This window comes from Tumebacillus lacus (assembly GCF_026410385.1).
Lineage (GTDB): Bacteria > Bacillota > Bacilli > Tumebacillales > Tumebacillaceae > Tumebacillus > Tumebacillus lacus.
Genome location: NZ_JAPMLT010000014.1, coordinates 96652 through 114732, shown reverse-complemented (window position 1 = coordinate 114732; position 18081 = coordinate 96652). Strand labels below are relative to the sequence as shown.

At 56.7% G+C, this 18081-nt stretch carries 22 protein-coding genes; 2 read left to right on the top strand and 20 right to left on the bottom strand.

The window, feature by feature from the left end; all coding sequences use genetic code 11:
- Positions 1–31: 31 nt before the first annotated feature.
- Positions 32–409, top strand: a complete 378-nt coding sequence (locus OS242_RS18855) for a helix-turn-helix domain-containing protein (protein ID WP_267153246.1) — start codon at positions 32–34, stop codon at positions 407–409.
- An 82-nt stretch (positions 410–491) separates the two neighbouring features.
- Complete coding sequence (locus tag OS242_RS18850; protein ID WP_267153245.1) at positions 492–659, top strand: hypothetical protein; 168 nt, start codon at positions 492–494, stop codon at positions 657–659.
- Between the two features lie 42 nt (positions 660–701).
- Here OS242_RS18850 and OS242_RS18845 read toward each other — a convergent pair whose 3' ends face one another.
- The 20 genes from OS242_RS18845 to OS242_RS18750 all read right to left on the bottom strand — a co-directional run bounded on the left by OS242_RS18845 (position 702) and on the right by OS242_RS18750 (position 17993).
- Complete coding sequence (locus OS242_RS18845; protein WP_267153244.1) at positions 702–2309, bottom strand: CTP synthase; 1608 nt, start codon at positions 2307–2309, stop codon at positions 702–704.
- 207 nt (positions 2310–2516) lie between these two features.
- Positions 2517–3044 (bottom strand): DNA-directed RNA polymerase subunit delta, encoded by a 528-nt coding sequence (gene rpoE, locus OS242_RS18840; RefSeq protein ID WP_267153243.1) that lies wholly within the window; start codon positions 3042–3044, stop codon positions 2517–2519.
- 325 nt (positions 3045–3369) lie between these two features.
- Positions 3370–3504, bottom strand: a complete 135-nt coding sequence (locus OS242_RS18835) for a hypothetical protein (protein WP_267153242.1) — start codon at positions 3502–3504, stop codon at positions 3370–3372.
- Between the two features lie 161 nt (positions 3505–3665).
- Positions 3666–3860 carry a hypothetical protein gene (locus tag OS242_RS18830; protein WP_267153241.1) on the bottom strand — a complete coding sequence of 65 codons (195 nt, stop codon included), beginning with the start codon at positions 3858–3860 and terminating at the stop codon, positions 3666–3668.
- 179 nt (positions 3861–4039) lie between these two features.
- Complete coding sequence (locus OS242_RS18825; RefSeq protein ID WP_267153240.1) at positions 4040–4510, bottom strand: S1 domain-containing RNA-binding protein; 471 nt, start codon at positions 4508–4510, stop codon at positions 4040–4042.
- Positions 4511–4619: 109 nt separating this feature from the next.
- Positions 4620–4985 carry an FtsB family cell division protein gene (locus tag OS242_RS18820; protein WP_267153239.1) on the bottom strand — a complete coding sequence of 122 codons (366 nt, stop codon included), beginning with the start codon at positions 4983–4985 and terminating at the stop codon, positions 4620–4622.
- Between the two features lie 18 nt (positions 4986–5003).
- The gene (gene yabQ / locus OS242_RS18815) at positions 5004–5684 is read right to left on the bottom strand and encodes a spore cortex biosynthesis protein YabQ (RefSeq protein ID WP_267153238.1); all 681 of its coding nucleotides are present in this window, start codon (positions 5682–5684) and stop codon (positions 5004–5006) included.
- A gap of 33 nt (positions 5685–5717) precedes the next feature.
- Positions 5718–6017, bottom strand: a complete 300-nt coding sequence (gene yabP, locus OS242_RS18810; RefSeq protein WP_267153237.1) for a sporulation protein YabP — start codon at positions 6015–6017, stop codon at positions 5718–5720.
- Positions 6018–6116: 99 nt separating this feature from the next.
- Complete coding sequence (locus tag OS242_RS18805; protein ID WP_267153236.1) at positions 6117–6596, bottom strand: YncE family protein; 480 nt, start codon at positions 6594–6596, stop codon at positions 6117–6119.
- A gap of 29 nt (positions 6597–6625) precedes the next feature.
- Entirely contained in the window at positions 6626–7204 is a 579-nt protein-coding gene (locus tag OS242_RS18800; RefSeq protein WP_267153235.1) for a YncE family protein, read from the bottom strand.
- A gap of 118 nt (positions 7205–7322) precedes the next feature.
- Positions 7323–7616: an RNA-binding S4 domain-containing protein gene (locus OS242_RS18795; protein ID WP_267153234.1), complete on the bottom strand. Its 294-nt coding sequence runs from the start codon at positions 7614–7616 to the stop codon at positions 7323–7325.
- 3 nt (positions 7617–7619) lie between these two features.
- Entirely contained in the window at positions 7620–7892 is a 273-nt protein-coding gene (locus OS242_RS18790) for an HU family DNA-binding protein (RefSeq protein WP_267153233.1), read from the bottom strand.
- 116 nt (positions 7893–8008) lie between these two features.
- Positions 8009–9481, bottom strand: a complete 1473-nt coding sequence (gene yabN / locus OS242_RS18785; protein ID WP_267153232.1) for a bifunctional methyltransferase/pyrophosphohydrolase YabN — start codon at positions 9479–9481, stop codon at positions 8009–8011.
- A 14-nt stretch (positions 9482–9495) separates the two neighbouring features.
- On the bottom strand, positions 9496–11118 hold the full coding sequence (locus tag OS242_RS18780) for a putative polysaccharide biosynthesis protein (protein ID WP_267153231.1): 1623 nt from the start codon (positions 11116–11118) through the stop codon (positions 9496–9498).
- Between the two features lie 140 nt (positions 11119–11258).
- Positions 11259–11801 (bottom strand): stage V sporulation protein T, encoded by a 543-nt coding sequence (gene spoVT, locus OS242_RS18775; protein ID WP_267153230.1) that lies wholly within the window; start codon positions 11799–11801, stop codon positions 11259–11261.
- Positions 11802–12086: 285 nt separating this feature from the next.
- Complete coding sequence (locus OS242_RS18770) at positions 12087–13022, bottom strand: peptidylprolyl isomerase (RefSeq protein ID WP_267153229.1); 936 nt, start codon at positions 13020–13022, stop codon at positions 12087–12089.
- Complete coding sequence (gene mfd / locus OS242_RS18765; protein ID WP_267153228.1) at positions 13009–16545, bottom strand: transcription-repair coupling factor; 3537 nt, start codon at positions 16543–16545, stop codon at positions 13009–13011. Before mfd ends, OS242_RS18770 begins: the two co-directional genes overlap by 14 nt.
- 73 nt (positions 16546–16618) lie before the next feature.
- Entirely contained in the window at positions 16619–16852 is a 234-nt protein-coding gene (locus tag OS242_RS18760; protein WP_267153227.1) for an anti-sigma-F factor Fin, read from the bottom strand.
- Between the two features lie 49 nt (positions 16853–16901).
- Positions 16902–17459: an aminoacyl-tRNA hydrolase gene (pth, locus tag OS242_RS18755; protein ID WP_267153226.1), complete on the bottom strand. Its 558-nt coding sequence runs from the start codon at positions 17457–17459 to the stop codon at positions 16902–16904.
- A 90-nt stretch (positions 17460–17549) separates the two neighbouring features.
- Positions 17550–17993: a hypothetical protein gene (locus OS242_RS18750; RefSeq protein WP_267153225.1), complete on the bottom strand. Its 444-nt coding sequence runs from the start codon at positions 17991–17993 to the stop codon at positions 17550–17552.
- Positions 17994–18081 lie beyond the last annotated feature (88 nt).

Here is an 18081-nt window from a genome sequence, read left to right as displayed (position 1 = left end):
TGTACCGCCTAGTTGGAAAGGAGCGAAGACCGTGCTCGGAGCCAAGATCAGACAACTGCGCAAAGAAAAAGGCATGAGCCTCGGCGAGCTGGCCGAACGGGCCGACTGTGCCAAAAGCTATCTGAGCGACATCGAACGCGGTGTGCGCGACAACCCCTCCATCCAGTTCTTAGAGAAGATCGGCACGGTGCTGCATGTACCGACCGAGTTTTTTATCGATAAAACGTACACCACCGCTCAAGCGCTCGCCGATCAGGTCGCCCCCGAGATGGTCGAGATCGTCAAGGAGCTCGATCTCGGCTGGCTCCAACTCACCAAACAAGCTGCCGAAAGCGGCCTGACCCAAGAGCAATTTAAAGAGTTCATCGAGTACGCCGTCTGGAAGTCCAAACAAACGGCCGGAGTCTAAAGGTATAAGACATTCACAGCCGTCATATCCGTAATGTGTAGGGCCGCAAATCGACAAAAGGAGCAGGGGGGACGCATTTCTGATGCAAATGCCCGTATTTCTCGCTCAATTTTCGATGAGAGAGCAGACGATTTGCCAGCCTCAAGCGGAACAGCACGCCGATCCGACGCACGACATCCACTCACCGCTCCCAGAACGGTGGCGCGTCGAACTGCTCCTCCTCACACGCAAAGAGCCGGTCTCCCCTTAGGGAAACCGGCTCTTCTTCTCTTATCCTGGTGTTGCATGCGTTCTAGCGGCCTTGGTGGTTCTCCAGCGCCGCTTTGACAAACTCGCGGAACAGCGGTTGCGGGCGGTTCGGACGCGATGTGAACTCCGGGTGGAACTGGGCTGCCACAAACCACGGGTGGTTCGGCAGTTCGATCACTTCGACGAGTCGGCCGTCCGGCGAGGTGCCGGAGAAGATGAAGCCAGCCTCTTTCATCTGATCGCGGTACTCGTTGTTGAACTCGTAGCGGTGACGATGGCGCTCGTAGATCAAGCTCTCTCCGTACGCTTCCATCGCCTTCGTACCCGGCTCCAACTTGCACGGGTAAAGACCGAGGCGCAGCGTGCCGCCGAGGTCCTCGACATCCTTTTGCTCCGGGAGCAGGTCGATGATCGGGTAGTCGGTCAGCTCGTTGATCTCCGCCGAGTTGGCGTTTTCAAAGCCGAGCACCGTGCGCGCATACTCGATGCACGCCACTTGCATCCCGAGGCAGATCCCGAGGTACGGCACGTTGTTTTCGCGAGCATAGCGAGCAGCCGCGATCTTGCCTTCCACACCGCGATCGCCAAATCCGCCCGGCACGAGGATGCCGTCCGCACGGCCGAGCAACTCATGCACGTTCTCCTCGGTGACTTCTTCCGCCTGCACCCAGTCGATCTCGATGTTCGAGTCGGCGGCGAAACCGGCATGATACAGCGCCTCCGCCACGGAGATATAGGCGTCGCGCAGTGCCACATACTTGCCGACCAGCGCGATGCGGGTGGTGTGCTGGAGGTTTTTCACCTTGTCAACCAACTGCACCCACTCGGTCATATCGGCTGCCGGCACGTCAAATCCGAAGTGGCGCACGACCAGATCGTCGAGGCCCTCTTCCTGGAACATCAGCGGCAGATCATACAGCGTGTCTGCGTCGCGTGCTTCGATGATCGCGTCGGCATCGGTATCGGTGAACATCGCGATCTTGCGCTTCACATCGAGCGACAGCGGGTGCGCCGTGCGGCAGACGATGATGTTCGGCGAGATGCCGATCGAGCGCAGTTCCTTGACGGAATGCTGGGTCGGCTTGGTCTTCATCTCGCCGGCCTTGCCAAGGAACGGAATCAGGGTGACGTGGATGTACATCACATTTTCCCGACCGACGTCCGACTTGATCTGACGGATCGCTTCCAGGAACGGCAGCGACTCGATGTCGCCGACCGTGCCGCCGATCTCCGTGATCACCACGTCGGCGTTGGTGTCTTTTGCCGAGCGGAACACGCGCTCCTTGATCTCGTTGGTGATGTGCGGGATGACCTGCACCGTGCCGCCGAGATAGTCGCCGCGACGCTCTTTGGAGATGACCGACCAGTAGACTTTGCCGGTCGTGATGTTGTTGTTCTTCGAGAGGTTGATGTCGATAAAGCGTTCATAGTGCCCGAGGTCGAGGTCCGTCTCAGCCCCGTCATCGGTGACAAATACTTCCCCATGCTGGTAAGGGCTCATCGTGCCCGGATCGACGTTGATGTACGGGTCGAACTTCTGGATCGTCACTTTCAAACCGCGATTTTTCAACAGACGTCCGAGTGAAGCTGCCGTGATACCCTTGCCCAAAGACGACACGACACCGCCCGTGACGAAAATATACTTGGCCATAACTCAGCTGCTCCTCCTATGTACTGCATGATCTTAACATTCTCTTCCGCGCACAAAAAAAAACGAACATCTCGTTTTTCCTTGAAAATAACCTCTAGTATCGTACCACACCGCAAAAGTTTGTCAATAGAGTCCAGCGAAAACAGCCGCGCCCCTTTTCAGGTTCGCGGCTGGATCAGACTGTTTTGTTTGCAAAACGTTTGGGATTTAAAAATCGTCGTCTTCGTCGTAGGAGTCGACCTCGTCTTCTTCCTCGACTTCTTCGCCTTCGATCTCTTCTTCCTCGCCTTCGACCTCTTCGTCTTCGAAGCCTTCCACAGCCTCTTCGTCGTCGTCCGCTACGCGGTCGTAGTCGTCGAATGCATCATCCTCGTCCTCGACTTCCTCTTCCTCGTCAAAGAAGTCATCGTCGTCATCCATGTCTTTGCGGACAAACTTCTTGCCGCCGGTCGCCTTCTCCGTGGTGGTCTTGTCGGTCGGGTACCAGCGCTTGAGGCCCCATACGTTGCCGCCGATGCAGACAAAGCGGCCGTCGATGTTGATCTCCGTGTACAGGCGGGCGATCACCTCGGTGACTTGCTCTTCGGTCAGGCCCTTGAGACGGGCGACCTCCTGCATCAAGTCGCGGTAATGAAACGGTTTGTTCGTTTGCTTCAAGATCGCATATGCCATATCGATCAAGGACATCTCGGCTTTGTTTTGTGCGTTGAGCGAGATTGCGTTGGTTTCAGCCACTGCTAGCCACATCCTCTCGAAATCGTTTCTATGTATGTACAACGTACAAATTCAATACTCTAGTTTAGCCACAGACAGAGAATATATTCCATTTTCTCTTCATCTGGAGCAAATGAAATTATATCACATGACACATACTATCACAAGAACTGGAATGCGAAGGAGAGGGTACAATTTGATGAGCCATTATCTTTGGTCGTACGCATTCATCGGCGTCAGCGTGCTCGTGCTGGTCGGTCTCACCATCTGGTGGATGTACAGCAAATACACGCGCAAAGCCAAATAGAAAAAAGCCGCCGACCACAAAGGTCGGTGGCTTTTTTCGTCAGGATGCTTGTTTCTTTTTGTCATCGAACAGCCAATAGCCAAACCGCTTCCAGAACGACTCCAGCTCGGCGATCCGCAGTTCGTGATATTTCAGCGCGCTGTACTCTTGCATCTCATTCAAATTAAAACCCATGATGATTTCCCTCCACGTACTTTCTCTAATTTTGTCGCTTGACGTTATACAGTATGTGGAGGGGTATGAAAAGTGCACGGCTCATGTAAAATAACATTATTCTGATTATTGCACGCATTGAAAAAGCCTGCTCCGCGAGGGAGCAGGCTTTTTCCGGGTGTTTAGACAGCCGATACGGATGCCGAGATGTACGCGCTCCAGACCAGCAGCGCTGCGAAGACGAACATCATGCCCGCGAGGCCCATCTTGCGTTGTTTGACCATGGAGAACATGGTCGAAAGAGCCAGGATCGCGAACAGCAGGAAGCAGATACCGACGCTGATCGGATGCAAAGTCATACCTTCAAGCAAGAACATGAGACTTGTCACCTCTCAAAACTCAGGATTATCCATTAAGAATACCCAAAAATCCGGTCTACAACTATTTTATTATAAAGACAAGATCTAGGGTGTGTCAAAATGGAGAATTTTACTCAGGTTTCGTCACTAGAAAAAAGGCATCCCGAGTCATTCAGGATGCCGGTATATGCGGGGTGTTACCCGCGACGTCCGCCACGTCCGCCGCGTTTCGCATCGTTGCGCTTGAGTGCGGACAGACGGTCTTCACTTTCCTTCATGAAACGGTTGAGCTTGTCTTCGAAGTTCAGACGACCGCCGCCGCCTTGACGGTTGCCGCCGCGCGGACCGCCGCCCGGACGATCCCCGCGAGGAGGACGGTCACCGCGCGGACCGAAGTCGCGCTTGGGAGCCGGTGCCGGTGCGCCCGGAGCCGGTTCTTTCGCCTGACGGATCGAGAGGCCGATCTTGCCATCCTTGTCTACGTTGATGACTTTGACCTGCACCATGTCGTTGACCTTCAGATGATCGTTGATATCCTTGACGTAGGTGTCTGCGATCTCCGAGATGTGTACGAGACCCGTCACATTACCAGGAAGCAATACGAATGCACCGAAATGCGTGATCCCGGTGACTTTGCCTTCCAATTTGCTGCCCAATTCGATGGCCATGTAAAAAAAGCTCCTCCTCTAAAGGTACACAAAAAGATTCCACTAAAAAAATTATAACGAGAGATCGGGAAAAGTTCAAGGGAGCCCAAGAAAAGCAAAGGTTGGAAGCTTATTGTTTGGGCTCGACGAAGAGGGTTTCGCCCTCTTTGACCATCATATATTTTCTCCTGGCGAGCTCTGCGATATAATCGGGATCTTGAAGTTGGTCGATTTTTTCTTGCAGTTCCTGATTCGTCTGAGCTGCCTGTTGGATCTGCGCGTCGAGGCGCGCCTGATCCTCTTCCAGACGGTTCATATCCGGCGTTTGGACAAAGAAGAACACGTACGCAGCCCAAGCTGTGATGCCCAGCAGCACCACGGTGCGCCCTTTCACTCGGCGTTTTTGTCCTTTGCCAGCAGGTTGTTTTGCAGGATGCGGCTTCGTCTCCTGATCCTTTGGCAGGGACAGAACGTTCGATCGGGCCGGCTTTGTCATCGTGAGGCTTCCTCCTGTCTAATCGCGTTTTTGGTTGTTCTCATCCGAGTCGGAATCTGTTAACCAATTCGCCACGCGACGCAGGAATCCTTTCCACTTTGCCTTTGTCTGACTAGCAAATTTTCTTAACGGACGCATCCACGCGTCGATCTGCTTTTTGACCGGCTTGATCACCGGCTCGATCAACGGCTGCACCGTCCAGCGGTAGAGCACGCGTCCGAGCCATTCCAGTGTGTGGAGCAGCGGCTTGAACGGCCAGAGCAGGATGCTCTCGATCCCGCGCGCGACGCGGTCGATCAGGCGCAGCAGAGCCAGCAGCAGTCGCCACAGCCACAGCAGCGGGCCGACGACGGTGATCAGGAAGATCCGCCACACCGCCTGCAGGAACCACGTGACCGCCATGACCATGCCGACGGTGGAGCCGACGACCGCCTTGCGCAGCAAGAGCCTGTACAGACCGAGACCGATCGCCATGATCAAGAAGATATAGAGCCGCATGTCGACGTGATTGGCCCAGTGCAAAGACCACAACACCCAGAGCAGGGCGAAGATCCAGTAGGAGAAATCGAGGATCGATCCCATCCATCTAAGATATTTCCATTCCTTCAAAATGGTGCGGTACACGTCGTACACAGCGCCGAGCACCGCGCCGCTGACGCTCATCGCAAACACGGTGAGGTATTGCATCGTGAGGGTCACTGCCCCTCCTCCTTTCCGGCATTACCCCGCCCGTTATTTGAACAGCTTGGAGAAAAAGCCTTTTGCCTTTTCACCCGGCGACACACCTTCGTCAAAGTACCCCATGTCGTAGATCAACCCTTCGATGGCGACAAATCCGCCTTCCAGATTGAGCGTTTTGATGTGCAGGTTCTCCCCGCGGATCGCCAAAAATCCATAGTGCGTCTGGAGCACAAACTCGTGAGCGTCAAAGCTCTCCACGTTCAGCACCCCGTTGACTTCCAGGTTCTGTCTGTTTTTGAGAGTCACTTCGTGGAGTTGATACTGTTTATTTCGGATGCGATCGTCCGGCATTTGTCTGTTCCTCCCCGTCGATAGTTCCCAGATTTCGTATTGGTACAATCTATGCGGGGGGTCGTCTCTTCAATACTAAAAAAAGAAACGGCCCTGTTTTCACAGAACCGTTCCAAGGACTTCGACCGGCATCGGGATCGACTCGATGCCGGCGATGCGTTTGACGTGCGCCGTGTCGGCGATGTTGTAGATTTCGATGACGTCGTGGACCCCTTTTTTGTAGGAGCCGTTGCCGTAGACGGCGATCGTGCCGTCCGGGAGCAACTGGAGAGAGCGGGCCGTTTCGCTGTCGGTGATCTTGATCGTGTCGCGAATCTCACCCGTCTGCCGATCGACCATCAGGATACGGTCAAACCCGGTGCCGATCCATTTCGGATCGAGCACGCCGACGATGAGCGTCCGATCATCAGGCGTCAAAGCAAGTCCGCGCACGTTGACGACCTTCGTCAATCGGGGGAGAGGGATCTTCCACGTGCGGGTGACGCTCAAGTCTTGGCCGTTCACTTCATAGACGGTGCCGTCCTCCCGCACCCGGATGTACCCGTCTCCGTCGTGCTCGGCAGCGGTGAGCAGATCCATCCCGTTCGTCTCCACCCCCTCACGCGGCTTCAGAACCGCCTGTGCGACGTCGAGCAGGCTCTGTGCCCTGTTGCGTCGGTGACGAGCATCTGCGCGGTGTCACGGCCTGCACAGGCGATGTCGAGGCTGTCGTACGGACGCGGCTCCGTGCTGCGCACTTCGAGCGTCTCGGTGTCGATCAGCGTGACCCACTCCGTCCTCGTCTCATCATCGAGTGCAGCCGTTACGAGCGTCCGGCCGTCGCGGGAGATCTCGGTGAAATCCGCATAGATCGTGTATTTGACGCGATGCGGCACGTCCGTCTCCTTCAGCACCTGCCCGCTCTGCAGATCGATCACTTTCAGGCGATCTCCGTCAAACAAATAGAGTCGCTTTTGTTTCGGTGAGACCTCCACCTGCGGATTGTTCCCGGCGGGGATCTCATACTGGACTTCCTGCGTTCCGGCATCGAGCACCAGCACCCGCTTTTTCTCGATTCCGTCGAGCACGACCAACTGCGTCAGCCCGCCAAATGAGGAGACGAGCTCCTGTTGTTCCGTCTTTGCTTCTCCATAAATAAACAAAGCCGCCCCAAGTGCCAGGGCGGCGAGAATGATTTTTTTCCACATGCCGACTCGCACCTCCTATGTTTGGGACGCGGCCGGGTTGTGTTTGGTTACAGAAAGAAAAGCACCCCGCCCGCGTTTCCGCTGACAGGATGCTTCTGTTTGAGCCGGCTCCGTCTCCCTACTCCTCGTCGTCGCTGTCATCCAAGGCGGGGTCGCCTTCTTTGCGCGTTTCGGAGAGGATGGTGTACATCTGAGCGGCGATTTCTTTTTTCGCGGACTCTTGGATCATCTCAATGCGAGCCTCGACGATCTTGGTCCCGAAGGTGATCGTGAGGACATCGCCTGCTGCGACTTTGGCGCTGGCTTTAGCCGGGCGGCCGTTGATCGCGATGCGGCCTTGGTCACAGACTTCTTTGGCCAAGGTGCGGCGTTTGATGATCCGGGATACCTTCAAAAATTTATCCAAACGCATGTATTACTTCGTCGCTTCCTTGAGCTTGTTGCCCGGTTTGAAAGCCGGAACGACCGATTCCGGAATGGTGATCTCCGCGCCGGTCTTCGGGTTGCGGCCGGAGCGTGCGGAACGCTTGCGGGTCTCGAACGTGCCAAAGCCGATCAACTGGACTTTGTCGCCAGCTTTCAACGCTTCTTCAATCGTTTCCAGGAAGGAGTTAACCGCAATCTCTGCGTCCTTTTTCTTCAGGCCGGACTTCTCGGCGACTGCCGCGATCAGTTCCACTTTGTTCATTGTCGAAAAATGCCCCTTTCAAGTGACAAATGTCTGTGGGTTAAAAAAAATTCCACTTGCTAATTCGTCCTGATGGTTGCAAATTCCTGCATCGGTGCGGGCTCTTTGTTGATTTTTCAGGATTTTTCCTGATGTCGAATCTCGTCCCACAGCTTGTCCATCTCTTGGAGCGTGCTCTGCTCCGGCGTTTTGCCCATCTCGCGCAGACGCTTTTCCACATAGGCGAAACGACGGCGGAACTTGCGGTTGGTGCGGGACAGCGCTTCTTCCGGGTCGATCTTCCAGAAGCGGGACAGATTGATCATCGCAAACAGCAGGTCGCCAAACTCATCTTCTTTATCGTCCGTCTCTTCCAACTCATTTATTTCTTCTTTGATCTTCGCATATACGTCCTGCATATCATCCCAGTCAAATCCGACGTCGGCCGCTTTCTTTTGCAAGCGGTAAGCGGCCGTCACAGCAGGCAACGACACCGGGATGCTGTCGAGCAGAGAGAGCTCTTCCACGCCCGCGTCCGCCTTTTCCTGCTGTTTGATCTCCTGCCAGTTTGCCACCACGTCTTCCGCCGTATCCGCTTGTGCGGCGGCAAAGACGTGCGGATGGCGGCGGATCATCTTGTCGGTGACCGACTGGATCACGTCATAGAGATCAAACGTGCCTTCCTCCGAGCCGATCTGCGCGTGCAGCACGATCTGGAGCAAAACGTCGCCGAGCTCGTCGGCCAGGTCGAACGAGTCCTCGCGGTCGATGGCGTCGGCCGCTTCGTACGCTTCTTCGAGCAGGTATTTGCGCAGGGATTGGTGCGTCTGCTTGAGATCCCACGGGCAGCCGGTGTCCGGGTCGCGCAGGGCGGCGATGATGTCGCGGAACTGCCAGAGCTGGCGGTTGATCACGCGCTCCTCCAGCGTGGCGGGCACGTAGACGGAGGTGAGGTGGTCGATCCAGTCGAGGCGGTCGATCTCGAAAAGCGGCATCGTCTCGATCCGCTCCATTCCCTCGATGCCGATGGCGCGGGCGACGGTGACTTGGTAGTCGTCCGGATACTGCCCCATCAGGGTCAATTTCACGTCGGACGCCACGTCGCGGGAATACACCTGCGCGATCACCGTGTGCAGGCTCGGGTTGATCTGGCGCGGCAGGAGGCTCGTCCCGTCGAGCAACAGCGTCCCGTCGTTCGGATCGACGCCGACGGCGGCAAACAGGTCGTCGAGGAAGGAGTGGCCGGGGCCGATCTTGATGGCGACGCCCGCCTCCGGGCCTTTTTTGCGGAGCAGTTGCACGGTCGTCTCCGCCACGCCCGGATGACCCGGCACCGCGTAGACGAGATGCCCTTTTTCCTTCGCCGTCGCGATCACGTGCTCCGCGATGCGGTTGTAGACTTCTTCAAAGCTGTCTCCTGCGTCGTAATAGCTGTCCAACGCAGTGAAGACGATCCCCTTGTTGCGGAGATCGTCTACCACCGGATGGCGTTCGGTGCGCAGCAGGATCGCACCGTTTTGCTGAGTCTGTTCGTCGAGCAGGTTCCACGACCCGAGCGGGAGCCCCGCCCACGAGCCGGGACCGAGCCCGACGATGGTCACTTGTGCCATCTGTCATTTCACTCCTATCGTATCATGCCGAGCTTTGCGAAAAAGGCGGCCAGTCGAGGGCCAAATCGCGGCACGGCGTGCAGATCTTGACGCGTCACCGTCCCGGTCACGAGCAGTGCGACCACATAGACGAGCGTCGCCGCCCCGATGGACGACAGAGCGGTCGCACCGGCGAACAGGCGGTCCGACTCGATCTGCGCGTCGAGGATCGGAGCGACGTACGTCACCATGCCAAACACCGCCACCGCCATGAAGAATGTCGCGAGCATCGGGCGGACCAGCATCGAGCGCAGATCGAACACGACGCCGGTGCGGCGGTACATGCTGTAGAGGTTCAGCATCGTCGCGATCAGGTAGGACACGACGGTCGCCAGAGCGGCCCCGTTGATGCCAAACAGCGGGATCAGCGCGACGTTCAGGCCGAGCTTTGCCACCGCGCCGATGAACAGGTTTCTGACGGGCAGATACACGCGGCCGATGCCTTGCAGGATCGCCGAGGTCGTCAGCTGGATGGAGGCGAACAGCGTGGCGGCCGCGATCCAGACGATCACCTCGGAGCCCTGCATGTCTTTGAACAGCATGATGTCGATCGGCTCGGCGAGCAGAGCCAGCCCCACCGCCGACGGCAGCGCCACCAGCATCGTCATCCGCATCGACAGCTCCATCCGGGCGGACACTTGCCGCATGTTGCGGATGGCGATCGCCGCCGCGATGGCGGGCATCAGCGCCGTGCCGATGGCGGAGGCAAACGTGGTCGGGAGCAGCATCAATTTGAACGCGCGCCCGGTCAGCAGGCCGAACATCTCCGTGGCTTCCGCTTGCGAGTAGCCGCATTGCTTGAGCAGGTTGACGACCGTCACCACGTCGATGTTGTTCATCAGCGGGACGACCAGTGCCCCGAGCGAGACGGGAAACGCGTACCAGCAAAGCTTTTTGACGACCGCCCACGTCCGCTGCGGCGGCACTTTATTTTTCATGCGCACATCGTGGCGGAAATATTCCCGCTTGCGCCAGGCATAGCCGAGCAAGACGACAAATCCGCACAGCCCGCCGGTAAACGCGCCAAACGCTGCCCCCGCCGCCGCGTGCGCCTCGCTGTAGCCCCATTGCAGGAGCAGCGTGGCCAAGGCGAGGATCGTCCCGACGCGGACGAACTGCTCGACGAGCTGCGACGTGGCGGTCGGCTCCATCCGCTGCCAGCCTTGAAAATAGCCGCGGATGGCGCTCATCAGCGGCACGACCAGCAGCGCGGGCGCGATCATTTTGATGGCGTAGGCCGCGTCCGCATCGCCAAACATCCGAGCAAACTCATCCGCGCCAAAGAACAGCAACAGGAAAAACGCCACCCCGGTGACGGCGAGCAGCACCGACGAGACGCGAAACACTTTTTTGGCGCCGGTGTAGTCGCCCAACGCAATGTGTTCCGCGACAAATTTGGAGACGGCGACCGGGAATCCGGCGGTCGACAGGATCAACAGCGTCGAATAGATCGGATAGGCCATCTGATACAGCCCGATCCCCCGGTCCCCGATGATGTTTTGCAAAAAGATCGTATAGACAGACCCGAGCAGCTTGGATAAGATCCCGGCCAGCCCGAGCACCAGCGCGCCGCGTAAAAACAGGTTGCGGTCCGACATCTTGCGTCTCCTCCCCATTATAACAGTCAACTTGTCTTTTTCCATGTTATGAGCGGGGAGGCGAAAAAAGACAGGCCATCTGGGATCGGCCTGTCCCTTTCCGTATGAATCGGATGATTGCTGGCTGGCTGTGAGTAGAATTACTGCTCCATCTGCTTGGCGAGGAATCCGGCTGCCGTCTCGGCCAGCTTGGTTTCCAATTCGCCCATCTTGGCGGCTTCATCGCGGGAGAGCATGATCACGGTGCCGATCGGGTCGCCGCCGGCGATGATCGGGGCGATGACTTGCCCGGAGAACGCCTCCGCTTTGTCGCGGGTGATCCCAAACTCACCGGCGGTGAAGGTGGCGACCGTCTTGCGGTCTTCCATCGCCTTTTCGACGTCTGCGCCGATCGGCTTTTCCATGAAGTCTTTCTTGGACGTGCCGGATACGGCAATGATGACGTCGCGGTCGGTGATCAGGCAGATGTGACCCAGCGTTTCGGACAACGATTCTGCATATTCCTTGGCGAAGTCGCCCAGCTCACCGATCGGCGAGTATTTCTTGAGGATGACTTCTCCGTCGCGGTCGACAAAGATCTCCAGCGGATCGCCCTCGCGAATGCGGAGGGTTCTTCTGATTTCCTTCGGAATTACGACACGGCCCAAATCGTCGATTCTACGTACAATACCTGTTGCTTTCATTTCTTCGATTCGACCTCTCTTTCCGTGGAAGAATGGGGTATGAATGGTGTATGGATTGGCTGGGTCAGCAGTTATGTTGTTGGCATTATCTTGTCCCGTTGTCAACGTTTTTACCAAAGGAAACTGTTGGTGGGATGCCGTCTCTCCCGTGCGTCCGCCCTCCTTTTTGTGGGGAAAGTGATGATAGTATGGGGCGGGATTTGCCCATTTATTCATCATTTGCCAGCACAAGAAAAAGCCGCCCGAGTCGGGGCGGCTTTCCTGTTGCGGCAGACAGATCGAGATTTATATCTTCACGTTGATCTCCGCTTCTGCCTGCGCTTTTTCATAGATATCGTTCCAGATCGCGTTCTCTTTGACCTCTTTGACCTTGAGGATCACGTCCGCTTTGACCGCGTCGAAGGCGGGCTCTTGGCGGCTGTCGACGCGCAGGATGTGCCAGCCGTATTCGGTCCGGATCGGGTCGGAGAGCGTGTTCAGGGGCAACGTGGCCGCCGCATCGCGAAACTCCGGGACAAACAGGTCAAACTGCACGTCCGCCATCCGGCCGCCGTTCTCCTTGGCTGTCGGATCGAGGGAAAGTTCTTTGGCGACGGCGGCAAAGTCCTCTCCTTTGCCAAGGCGCTCTTTGACCGCCTTCGCTTCCGCTTCTGTCTTCACGAGTACGTGAGAGACGGTGCCGGTCGAGAGTGCGCCTTTGTGCTGCCCGAAATAGGTCTGGAGCTCTTCCTCGGTCGGCTTGATCTCGCCGATCTTCGCCGATTTGTAGAGACGCAGGAGTTCGTCTTGGCGGGCGAGCTCCTTGATGTCTTCGTCGCGGATCGCAAATTGCTTCAGCCGCTGTTCGAACGCCTGTTGGTCGCCGTTGTAGACCAGAGCGGCGACCTGTTCTTTGTACTCTTTCACCTGGCCGTCGAGAGCGGCTTCGTCCGGTTTGATCCCGGCGTCGGTCGCTTGCTTGGTTAGCACTTTGTACAAGGTGATGTACTCGATGAGAAATTTGCGCTTGTTCTCCTCGTTCACTTGGAAATCCGGCATGATCAGATCGCGGCCGAGGTGAAATTGCTTTTCAAACTCGGCGGCGGTGATCTGCCCGCCTTGGTACGTGGCGACGACCGCCGTTTTGTTCTCGGTGTCCCCATCGGTGCAACCGGTCAAAAACAGCGACGCCGCCAGCACGAAGGCGCAGGACAAGGAACGCCATCTGTTACCCGGTGACATTCTCCAAGACCTCCCTGTGCTTTGGCACGATCTTGTAGGCTTCCATGAATTTCTCCAGCATTTGAAGCAATTGATCCTCTTTCAAGCCTTTCACTTTGAACGTCATGACGATCTGCTGCTGCGCGGTGAGCTTCAAGTTTTTAAACTCGCGGGAAAGCGAGAACAGTTTTTCCCCGTCCACGTTGCCGTTTTCGCTCTCATGCAGTTTGATCAGCACGTCGCCGGTGTGCGTCTGCTTGATCTCGGTCATCTTGTAGCGGATCGCGTACGCTTTCAGGCGGGAGACGGCGAGCAGATTGCGCACCTCGGTCGGGATGTCGCCAAAGCGGTCCTCGACCTCTTCCTCCAGATCGCGCACTTCTTCGAGCGTGCGTGCGCCCACAAATTTTTTGTAGATTTCGATCTTTTGCATGGCATCCATGATGTAATGCGTCGGGATGTACGCATCCACCGACAGCTCGACGGTCGGATCGGGCAGTTGCTCGACCTTTTCGCCTTTCAGCTCTTCAATCGCCTCGCCGAGCATCTGCGAGTACAGGTCAAAGCCGACCGACGCGATAAAGCCGTGCTGCTGCGCCCCGAGCAGGTTGCCCGCACCGCGGATCGAGAGGTCGCGCATCGCGATCTTGAAACCGGAGCCTAGCTCCGTAAACTCCTTGATCGCCTGCAGACGCTTTTCGGCCACCTCTGTTAATACTTTATTCCGTTGATAGGTGAAGTAGGCATAGGCGATGCGATTGGAACGACCGACGCGGCCGCGCAATTGGTAGAGCTGCGAGAGGCCGAGGTGATCGGCGTCGTGCACGATCAGCGTGTTGACGTTCGGCACGTCGAGACCGGTCTCGATGATCGTCGTCGAGACGAGCACGTCGGCGTCGCCTTGCAGGAAATCGATCATCGTCCGCTCCAGCTCATCCTCGTTCATCTGGCCGTGGCCGACGAGGACTTTTGCATCGGGGACGAGCATCTGCAGGTGGGCGGCCATCTCTTGGATGCCGTTGACCTTGTTATAGAGGAAATACACCTGCCCGCCGCGTCCGAGCTCCCGTTCGATCGCCTCGCGAACCACCGCGTCGCTGTATTCGGCGACGTAGGTCTGCACCGGGAAGCGGTTCTCCGGCGGCGTCTCGATGACAGACAGGTCGCGCACGCCGATCATCGACATGTGCAGGGTGCGCGGGATCGGCGTCGCGGTGAGGGTCAGACAGTCGACGTTGGTCTTGAGCTGCTTAAGCTTTTCCTTGTGCGTGACGCCAAAGCGTTGCTCTTCGTCGATGATCAGCAGGCCGAGGTCTTTGAAGCCGAACGTTTTGGACAAGAGGCGGTGCGTGCCGATGACGATGTCGACAGAGCCTGCCTTCATCCCTTTTTGCACTTCGGTGATCTGCGCTTTGCTGCGGAAGCGGGAGATCAGCTCGACGTTGACCGGGAACCCGGAGCAACGCTCTTTGAACGTCTCGTAATGCTGCTGGGCGAGGATCGTCGTCGGCACGAGCACGGCGACCTGCTTGCCGTCCATCACCGCTTTAAAGGCAGCGCGCACGGCGACCTCCGTTTTGCCGTAGCCGACGTCGCCGCAGAGCAGGCGGTCCATCGGGCGGGACTTTTGCATGTCCTTTTTGATCTCTTCGATGCAGCGCATCTGATCGTCCGTCTCTGTGTACGGGAACATCGCCTCAAACTCGCGCTGCCACGCCGTATCAGTACCGAACGGGTGACCCGGCGTCGCTTGCCGTTTGGCGTACAGCTTGATCAGCTCTTCGGCGATGTCTTGGACGGCCGACTGGACTTTCGAGCGCACGCGCTGCCAGTCGGTGCCGCCGAGGGAGTAGATCTTCGGCTCCTTCTCTTCGGCACCGATGTATTTTTGCACGAGGTCGATCTGCTCGACGGGGACAAAGAGCTCGTCTTTGCCTTTGTATTTGATCTGCAGATAATCTTTATGAATGCCGAGGATCTCTTTGGTCTGGATGCCCATGTATTTGCCGATGCCGTGGTTGATGTGCACCACGTAATCGCCAACTTTGAGATCTTGGTACGACTTGATCTTTTGAGCATCCGACATCGAGGAGCGGACTTTGCGGGTTTTCTTTTTGTTGGTGAACACCTCGGTCTCGGTGATCACCGCCAGTTTCAGACCCGTATTTTCAAAGCCGGTGGCGAGGTTGCCTTCCAAAATGACCGGACGCAGCCCGTGTCCGTCCCAGTCTTTGCGCAGGTCGGCTTCCATCTTGTAGTCTTCGAGCACGCGGTGCATCCGCTCGGCCCGCTCTTGGTTGGCGGCGAGGAAGACGACGCGGTAGCCCATTTTGCCCCACCGTTCCAGTTCGGCTTTGAGCACGTTCATCTGGCCGTGGAAGTTTTGCATCGACCGCACGCTGGTGTTGATGATCGCCTGCGGGGAGAGCCCCGGAATGGCGCGGGTGAACAGCGAGAACATCAGCTTTTGCTTGGACTTGTCGCTCATCATCTCGGCGCGGTTGCGCTCGGAGACGAGGCCCGGGATCATCTCGCCGTATTCGAGGGCGGTGGTCAGCCACTCCGATTCCTCGCGCTCGATGATCTTGATCGTCTCACGCAGGCGGGCCGGCTCGTCGAACAGCAACAGCGCGTCCGGCGAGAGGTAGGAGAGCAGATTCGGCGTCTGCGGATCGAGCAGTTCCAGATAGCGGACGAGGTTCGGGAAGTTCAGGCCCTGCTCCATCTGCTCGATATCGGCACCGAGATTTTCGCGCAGTTTGTCGGCCACTTCCTGATCTTTGAGTTTGGTCAGGTGCTCATCGAGGCGCAGACGCAGGGCCCGACCTGCCGCTTGCAGACGCTCCGGCTCGGCAAACACTTCGCGGATCGGAGCGAGCGTGACGCGGTCGAGTTTTTCTTTCGAGCGCTGGTTGGTCGCGTCAAACATCCGGATCGAGTCGATCTCCACGTCGAAGAACTCGATTCGGATCGCATCCTCCCCGGTCAACGGGAACAGATCGAGAATGCCTCCCCGGAGAGAAAATTCGCCCTTGGCCTCGACCATGTCAACCCGCTCATAGCCGAGCAGGATCAGATGCGAGATCAGTTCGTTCAGGTCGACCGAGTCACCGACCGCCAGCTCCCGGAATGCATCGCGAAACGCCGTCGGCGACGAGATCGGTTGGTGGATCGCCGACACCGGTGCGATCACGACCGGGGCGCGACCCGCTGCCAGCGCTTCCAGCACGGCAAGGCGGGTGGCCGCCAGTTCCGGCGAATAGGCCATGATGTCGGCAAATCCGATCTCCCGCTCCGGGAACAGGCGCACGTCTTCGCTTGGCAGAAGTTCCAGCAGATCTTCGTAGACCTGCTGGGCACGGCTGGTGTTGTGCGTGACGATCAGCATCGGACGCGCCAAAGAGCCCCGAATCCCGGCAAACCAGAGGTGCTGGGAGGAGCCTGTCAGTCCTGTGACGAGCTGTTCGCGAAGCCCTTCGCGAATGCCGTTGATGACGCGCAGATACTCAGCGTCCGTATGCAAGATGTTGATCAATGAAAACAAAGACATCCCCTCCGCAAGAGCAAAAAAAGCCTTAGCCGTCTGCTAAGGCCTTGTCAGTTTCAGTATTGGTGGTCTATTGCAACGGATTGGATAGCAGATTCAGTTCCGGATGTGCATCGAGTGCTTCTTGGCAATGTTCGCAGACCGTTTTAACGTAGGTTGAATTTTCAATGGAATTATAAGTAATTATATCGGCCGCTTCTTCAGGCGTCAAGGAACGAAAGCCGAGTCTTGCTTCGTCGACGCGCTGACCGTCGATCTCCCCGAGGTTGGTGTGGCAGTGTCTGCAATAGTAGATGATACGCATTGGGAATCACTCCTTGTGTGTGCTCCCAACTAGTATGAGCATCTCCTGCCTAATTAAACCGGTTCATCGCGATCAAGAAGCCTTGGTCGATGATACATTCTATGACGTCGCCGATTTTTGAGACCGCATTTTCGACATCTTCGACTTCTTCTTTGCGGAAATTTGTCAGAACATGTTTGATGACATCGCTGCCCGGATGCGGACGGCCGATGCCCATGCGCACGCGGTTAAACTCCTGCGTGCCGAGGTGCTGCACCAGCGACTTGATGCCGTTGTGCCCGCCTGGTGAGCCTTTGGTGCGCAGACGCAGCTTGCCAAGCGGGATGTCCATGTCGTCATAGAGCACGACGATATCCTTGAGATCCGGCTTGTACCACTGCATCGCCTGCGACAGCGATTCGCCGGACAAGTTCATATAGGTCATCGGCTTGAGCAGCACGACCTTTTCCCCTTTGACCGTGCCTTCGCCGTACAGCGCGCGGTATTTGCTTTTCGTGACGTCGATGTTCCACTCTTTCGCCAGACGGTCGAGCGCCATCCAGCCGATATTGTGCCGGGTCATCTCGTATTCCTTGCCCGGGTTGCCAAGTCCGATGATCAGTTTCATGCGGGGCGTTCCTCCTGATGGTAGCCTATTCCTTTACGATACCCGTTTTGGGTAGGGGATGCAAATAAAAAGAGATGGATGATCCCTCTCTTATCGATGCGAGAACCCCATCAAAGGAACTCCTGTCGTGGCGTCGACCACAACGTTGTATTCATGATGGATTATCTTTTCACCTTTGTACTTGATGGGTGCACCGACTTCGTACTCCATGCCTATAAACGAGACGATGTATACTGGAGTCTTGTTCATGTGCTTGTTTGCTTTTAAATTTGCGTTCTTCTCCAATGCTTCCTCGGAAAATCCTTGGTACCGTTTATTTGTCATCAAGTGGTACTCTACTTTCACTTCCTTGGCGTCCCGTGCCCAACCAGGGGACTGTTGCTTGGCACTTTCAAGTGCTTCCCTCTCTTTGATTTTTCCAGGAGACGTTGGTGCCTCAATCGACATCCCCGCTGCCAGCATTTTGCCTGTGATATGCAAAGTACTTGCTGCCAATAGGAGCGCGGCAGTAGCGATTGTGATCTTCTTCATCATCTTTGATCACCCCTTTTAATTGGTTCGATCATCCCAAAGGTCAATCGTTCGGACATGGTCATTTATTATTTTATTAAATAGTAAAAGT